Source organism: Haladaptatus sp. (assembly GCF_049589095.1).
In the GTDB taxonomy this organism is placed as follows: Archaea; Halobacteriota; Halobacteria; order Halobacteriales; family Haladaptataceae; genus Haladaptatus.
In genome coordinates this window covers 1-1,941 of record NZ_JBAWAC010000471.1, presented here as the reverse complement: position 1 = coordinate 1,941, position 1,941 = coordinate 1, and the positions used below count along the sequence as shown (strand labels likewise).

Here is a 1,941-nt window from a genome sequence, read left to right as displayed (position 1 = left end):
ACCACGACGGACGCGACGCCGTTCGGGACGGACTGGCCGAGTTCCGATTCCGTGGCGTGGACGCGCGTCGAGACCGACGACGGGTTCGAGCGGACCACCCGAGCGACCGTTCCGACGGAATGGATCGAAACGGTGGACGGCCTCAGCGCCCATGCCGCACAATCCGGCTTGTTGAAGTTCGCCCGGGCTGTCGAGCCGTCGACGGTGGCGCTGGTTCACGGTCCCGACTACGCACAGGATCACCTCGCCCGTCACTTCGGAAAGAACCTCGATAGCGCGAAGCAAGTGACCAGATCACGGCTCCTCACCCCGATTCCGGTCTCCCGCGATATCGAACTCGACACGCCGACGTTGACGCCCGAACAGTTCGAACGTGGTCCCGACCGCCTCCGAAATCAGGTGAAGACGCTCCACGAAGAGATCGCGTCGCTGAACGAGGAACTCGCCGCGCTCCGACACGACGAAGGGACGTGGAGCGAGTCGGACCTTCGTCGTCTCGTTCGAGAGGAGATACGGGAAGCCATCGATACGGACGGGGACACGTAACCTCCGACGTCTGCGGTAAACGACCTTACCGAACGGACTTCCGACCCGAAAGAGGAGGGAAGCTTTAGTCGGTGAAGTAAGAAGGAGAGGATATCCATGTCCCGTCCGGACGAGTACAGGCGGTCAAAGTGGACGCGTGACCACGCGTCCCGACTTCGTCGTACGCCCGACACCGTGGCACCGATCATCTACCCGCCCGAACGGGCTATCTCCCAGGAGTACCACCTCTGGGACACGTGGTTTCTCCGCGAGCGCGACGGCTCGATCGCCGAGGTGGACGGCTATCGAGTGGCGTTCTCGCTCTCCGCTTCGTCGTCGCTCCTTCCCGGAAAACGGCACGACGAAGCGCGCATCCGGTACTTCTACTCGACGGACGGGCGCGAGTGGACTTACGGCGGACCGATTTTCCCCGAGGGGGAGGCGTTCGGCTCCCGACAGTGGGCGGGGTCTGCCCTGCTGGACGATGACGGCACCGTGTACGCCTACTACACCGCCGCTGGTCATCGTGACGAACCCGAACTCACGTACGAACAACGAATCTGCGTCGGAGCGGGCGGCACCGTTTCGACGGACGAACGCGGACTGTCCATCGACGGCCCGTGGGAACAGTCGGTTCTCTTCGAACCGGACGGGGAACGCTACCAGACACAGGAACAGTCGAACCGCCAGAACGGTCCCATCTACACGTTTCGCGACCCGTGGTTCTTCGAGGACCCCGCGACGGGCGAGTCGTATCTCCTCTTCGAGGGTAATACCCCGATAGACGACCCCGACCCGGAGCGGACGTACAACGGCTGTATCGGCATCGCACGCTCGGAGACGGGCGATCCGACCGACTGGCAACCGCTCGATCCGATTCTCGACGCCGAACGCGTGAATCAGGAACTCGAACGGCCACACATCGTCGTCCGGAACGGGCGCTACTACCTCTTCACCCCGAGCCATCTCCACACGTTCGCGCCCGGCCTGAGCGGCTTCGACGCGCTCTACGGCTTCGTCGCCGACTCCGTCTTCGGGCCGTACGAACCCCTCAACGAGACCGGTCTCGTCGTGGCGAATCCCGAGAACGCCCCGTTTCAGGCGTACTCGTGGTTGGCTTTCTCCCACGGCGACGAAATCCTCGTCACGTCCTTTTTCAACTACTTCGACCTCAACGGCCTCTCGCTCGACGACGTGGCGCTCCTCCCCGAACCCGAGCAGTTCCGCCGATTCGGCGGGACGTACGCGCCGACGCTCCGTTTGCAGGTCGGGGGCGACCGAACCCGAATCTGGGGCGAACTCGACTACGGGCAAATCCCTCTCGAACGCGAGTCGCTGACCCCTCCCGATCACATTCGCTATCGCGGGTCGGGAGGCAACGGTGAGGACGAGGACGGCAACGATATCGGCAACTAC

At 63.6% G+C, this 1,941-nt stretch carries 2 protein-coding genes; both read left to right on the top strand.

The genetic code is table 11. The features are described from left to right. Nucleotides 1-546, top strand: a 546-nt coding sequence (locus WBV42_RS14645) for an MBL fold metallo-hydrolase RNA specificity domain-containing protein (RefSeq protein WP_423986690.1), incomplete at its 5' end; no start/stop codon positions are given. A 96-nt stretch (nucleotides 547-642) separates the two neighbouring features. After that, nucleotides 643-1,941, top strand: a 1,299-nt coding sequence (locus WBV42_RS14640; RefSeq protein ID WP_423986689.1) for a glycoside hydrolase family 68 protein, incomplete at its 3' end; no start/stop codon positions are given.